General features: G+C 67.1%; 4 protein-coding genes, 1 tRNA gene and 1 pseudogene. 4 read left to right on the top strand and 2 right to left on the bottom strand.

Annotated elements, in window-relative coordinates; all coding sequences use genetic code 11:
• A partial coding sequence (locus ELR45_RS35825; protein ID WP_165368105.1) for an outer membrane protein assembly factor BamB family protein occupies positions 1-820 on the top strand: 820 nt, incomplete at its 5' end.
• Positions 821-971: 151 nt separating this feature from the next.
• On the opposite strand, the gene ELR45_RS35820 is transcribed toward ELR45_RS35825, so the two are convergent.
• Positions 972-1,064, bottom strand: a tRNA-Ser gene (locus ELR45_RS35820).
• Positions 1,065-1,136: 72 nt separating this feature from the next.
• Here ELR45_RS35820 and ELR45_RS25795 point away from each other — a divergent pair.
• Entirely contained in the window at positions 1,137-1,925 is a 789-nt protein-coding gene (locus ELR45_RS25795) for an ROK family protein (RefSeq protein ID WP_129668898.1), read from the top strand.
• A 35-nt stretch (positions 1,926-1,960) separates the two neighbouring features.
• Here ELR45_RS25795 and ELR45_RS25790 read toward each other — a convergent pair whose 3' ends face one another.
• On the bottom strand, positions 1,961-2,515 hold the full coding sequence (locus ELR45_RS25790; protein ID WP_129668897.1) for a hypothetical protein: 555 nt from the start codon (positions 2,513-2,515) through the stop codon (positions 1,961-1,963).
• 392 nt (positions 2,516-2,907) lie between these two features.
• Between ELR45_RS25790 and ELR45_RS25785 the strand changes: the two genes are divergently transcribed.
• Positions 2,908-4,272, top strand: a complete 1,365-nt coding sequence (locus ELR45_RS25785; protein ID WP_129668896.1) for an ammonium transporter — start codon at positions 2,908-2,910, stop codon at positions 4,270-4,272.
• 108 nt (positions 4,273-4,380) lie between these two features.
• Positions 4,381-4,570: pseudogene (locus ELR45_RS39100) on the top strand (hydrolase); the annotation flags it as partial.

Raw genomic sequence — 4,570 nt, 5'->3', positions numbered from 1 at the left:
CTGGGTCGAGGTACATGACGCCGAGACCGGGGAGCATCTCTGGTCCGTGCAAGGAGCCTCACGCGCGGCAGATGAAGACCGTCTGTACGTCGCCGACGGCGACACAGTCACGGCCTACGACATCGAGACCGGCGAGACATCTTGGGATCGTGAACCGGCGACGAACTTCGAGGATGCGCCGCGCACCTCCGGAATGCCGAGCAGCCCTGCCGACACCTGGGACCTGGTACCGGTGGGAGGCGAGATCTACGTCTATCGGCACGGAACCAGGCGAGTACTGGCCCTCGATGCCCGTGATGGCGCCGTCGCGTGGGATGTTCTGCCTGGCGACAACGAGATGACCCGGATGTCCGTGACCCGGCTGGACGCGGACGACACCGTGCTGCTGGACTTCGGGAAGGACTACGCGGTACGTGCGCCGGGCAATCGCAACTGGTACTGGCTGCACCGCGAAGTCGAGCATTCGAGTGGCACAGACGTGCTCACCCGATCCGGGGAACCCACCTTGATCGCTGTCCAGGGTTCCGACCCGAACAACGACTGGGTCGACGTATACGCAGTGCCCGGCGGTGACCGGCTGCTCAGCATGCCGTTGTCCGATAGCGGATTCCGGGTCGCGGTGGCGGACACGGCGCTCTACGCGCTCGACAGCGACGACAGCGTGGTCGCCGGGTATGACCTTGAGACCGGCGAGGAGCTGTGGACGGTGCCCGTTCCGGCTGACGAGGACGCCGAGCCACAAGGCATCCGTGCGATCGACGGAGGCTTCCAGGTGCGGTTCGGACAGTCGCACATCCGATTCTCGGACGGGAACACCTGACGTCGGCGCTATTCCGGCCGTCGGTCAGCCGGGCCTGGCGAGCGCACCGTCCCCGACCAGAAGCGAGGGACGGACGGCCCGCCCCACCGAGCACGCGTCACCTGCCGGCTCTGGCCGGCCCGAACACGTCGTTCTGGTCGGTGACCTGGCGCGGAGGGCATGGGATTCGAACCCATGAGGACGGAGAGGGCCCCGCCCTAGAACTTTTCAAGAGTTCCCCGTTCGGCCACTCCGGCAGCCCTCCTGGCACAGCCAAGTGTGCCATGAACACCCCCGCGATTCACACTGTGCAGCCGAGACGCGCTACCGTCGTGTCGTGACGACCACCGCAGCGCGCGGACCGCGCACCCTGGCCGTGGACTGCGGCGGAACGGGCCTCAAAGCCTCTGTGTTGGACGCAGACGGCGTACCAGTGCATGAGCGCGTCCGTCTCCGCACGCCGTACCCGTGCCCGCCTGACGTGCTCGTGGCGGCTGTCGCCATGCTGGCCGAGAGCACCGGGGAGGAGTATGACCGGGTCTCGGTCGGCTTCCCGGGCATGATGCGGCTCGGCGTTGTCTACGCCACCCCGCACTACGTCACCGAGGCCGGGCCGTTCACACCGATCAGTGACGAGCTGGTGGAGGCCTGGTCCGGTTTCGACGTGCAAGCAGCACTCGAGACGGCGCTCGGAAAGCCCACACGCGTCCTGAACGACGCCGAGATCGCCGGTCTGGCCGTCATCGAGAGCAAGGGGTTCGAGGTCGTGTTGACGCTCGGCACCGGGCTCGGATGCGCATTGTTCGACGACGGCCGGTTACTGCCGAAGGTCGAGCTCTCCCAGGCGCCGTTCCGCAAGGGCGAGACCTACGACCAACAGCTCGGGCATCACACCCGGAAGAAGCTGGGCAACAAGCGCTGGTCCCGGCGGGTGGCCAAGGCGCTCGACGGGCTCCGCCCAGTGCTCTACTGGGACCGGTTGTACCTCGGCGGCGGCGGCGCCAAGCACCTTCAAGCCGACCTCGGCCCAGATGTGACGATCGTCGGCAACGAGTACGGCCTGCTGGGCGGGATCCGGCTGTGGAACGACAACGTCTCCCGCGGCCGCCGCATCGACCAGATCTAGTTGTTCTCCCCTTCCGCCAGGCATGAAGTGCGGGCCTACTGGCGTGTCCACGTTTCATGAGTGGCGATGAAGGCCGTCGAAATCGGGCGGTCGCCGTCCTCGTTCACCACCGCACGCCCGAGGACGCGTGCGTCGTCGACCTCCAGGGTGGCGTCCATGCAGAACGTCTGCAGGTTGGTCAGTGTCCACCGCGCGTCGCCCAGCTCCCAGTCGACGACGTGACCCGGCCGGGCCGCGAACGGTTGCCCGATCGACACGGCCACGCGGGAGCCGTCCTCGCCCGTCACTCTGGCCCGCACGTGATCGGACGTGACGCGCCACTCTCGCACCTCGCACTCGACGGGCTCGCCGATCTCCGGAAGGTCCGAGAGCTCCGGGAAGTGCCGGCTGAAGGTATCGGCCAGCCACGTACCCAGACCGAACTCGGGGGTCAGCAACCGAACCTGAGGGTCGCCGTCGATCCAGGCCAGGACGGCCACGCCGGGACCGCGCACGCTCCACTCGGCTTCCCATAACGAGACGAATCCCGCCTTCGCCGGGCCGCGGAACAGCGTCACGTTCGGATTGGCACCTATGAACTCGACCGGCACCGGACCAGAGTAGACCGTCCGCCGCGCAGATGCGGTTCAAGCAGGCGGGTCGTCAGTCCCGCACGGGAGAGTGGCTGAGCAGAAGCGCCCGCGCGAGGCCTGCCTCCATGCGGGCCGTTGGCGCCGCCTCTCCTTTCCGGCGGTGAGGAAAACGTGATCAATCCGCAATATGTGACCCCGTCGTTTAACACACACGACACCTTTGCCGGATCACGACATCTCTTTGTAACCGTTTCGAGCGCGTTCGTGAAACGTCGTGCCTCCACGCTCGTGGTGTCCGGTTGCCGCAACGTCGCGGCTCGAAGATGGCGGGGCAGGTCACGATCATCGGTGAACGAGACCGCGTCCGGCCGTCAATTGCGGCTCAGCCTGCTCGCGTGGAGGGACGGCATATGGATACGGGAGATACCGCCTGGATCATGGTATCCACGGCATTGGTCATGCTGATGACTCCAGGACTCGCGCTGTTCTACGGCGGCATGGTCCGTGCGAAGAGCGTCATCAACATGATGATGATGTGCTTCGGCGCCCTGGGTGTTGTCAGCATCCTTTGGATTCTGTGGGGATACTCGATCGCCTACGGCGAGAGCATCGGGGGCCTGCTGGGCAACCCCGGTGACTTCTTCGGCATGTCCGGGATGATGGCAGCCGAGAGCGGCAATATTCCTACTCTCGTCGACGTCGGCTTCCAAGGCATGTTCGCGGTCATCACGGTCGCGCTGATCGCCGGTTCGATCGCCGACCGTGCGAATTTCTGGACCTGGCTGGTGTTCGCCGGCATCTGGATGACCGTCGTGTACTCGCCAGTGGCGCACTGGGTCTGGGGCGACGGCGGCTGGATCGACGACCTCGGCGCGGTGGACTTCGCCGGTGGCACCGCGGTGCACATCAACGCGGGCGCTGCCGGACTGGCTCTGGCCTTGGTCCTTGGCCGGCGCCGTGATTTCGGGAAAGGCTCACACCGGCCGCACAACCTGCCGCTAGTGATGATCGGAGCGGGCCTGCTGTGGTTCGGCTGGTTCGGCTTCAACGGCGGTTCGGCGTACGCGGCCGACGCCGCGGCCGGGCTCGCCATCCTCAACACGATCGGCGCCACTGCGGCTGCGCTGCTGGCCTGGATCATCGTCGAGAAGGCCCGCGACGGCCACGCCACCTCGCTGGGCGCGGCATCCGGTGTGGTCGCCGGCCTGGTGGCCATCACGCCGGCCGCCGGCGCGGTCAACCCGGTGGGCTCGATCGTCATCGGCCTGCTCGCCGGGGTCATCTGCTCGCTGACAGTCAGCCTGAAGTTCCGGCTGCGCTACGACGACTCGCTCGACGTCGTCGCCGTGCACCTGGTCGGCGGGCTGGTGGGCACCGTGGCCATCGGATTCCTCGCCACCGCCGACGCTCCCGACGGGGTGAACGGGCTGATCTTCGGCGGAGGCGTCGATCTGCTCTGGCGGCAGGTCGTCAGCGTGCTCGCCGTCATGGCGTACTCGTTCGTCCTCACCTACATCATCGGCGCGATCCTGCAGAAGACGATCGGTTTCCGGATCGACGGAGACCACGAGGTCGTGGGGATCGACAAGGTGCACCACGGCGAGTCCAGCTACGAGATCGGCCCGGAGGACATCCCCGACGACGTGATGGCCCGCGTCGAGAATGAGGCTTCCGCGCCCGCTCCCACGGCCCGGAAGACCACCACCGCTGCGGGAAAGTCGCCAGGACGGACGGTCGGCTCCTCCGAAGGGGAGGCCAGCCCGGCCACCGGCTGATGTCTTCGCCACACGGGTAGGCACAAGCAGCCGCGCCCCGGGATGCCTTCGAGGCCCCGGGGCGCGGCTCGTTCCACGGTGTATCCGGGCGTGCACCACAATGGGGTCATGCGTGTCGCTCTCGTACAGATGGCCGCCGGCACTGATCCGGACGCGAACCTCTCCACGATCGAACGGCTCACCGCCGGCCTCGACGGTGACCTGGTCGTCCTGCCCGAAGCGGCCATGCATGACTTCGGGACCCCCACCACTCCCCTCGGTCCGGCCGCCCAGAAGCTGGACGGACCGTTCGTCACCG

This window comes from Phytoactinopolyspora endophytica (assembly GCF_004138495.1).
Classification (GTDB): domain Bacteria; phylum Actinomycetota; class Actinomycetes; order Jiangellales; family Jiangellaceae; genus Phytoactinopolyspora; species Phytoactinopolyspora endophytica.
This window is presented reverse-complemented; position numbering and strand designations above follow the sequence as displayed.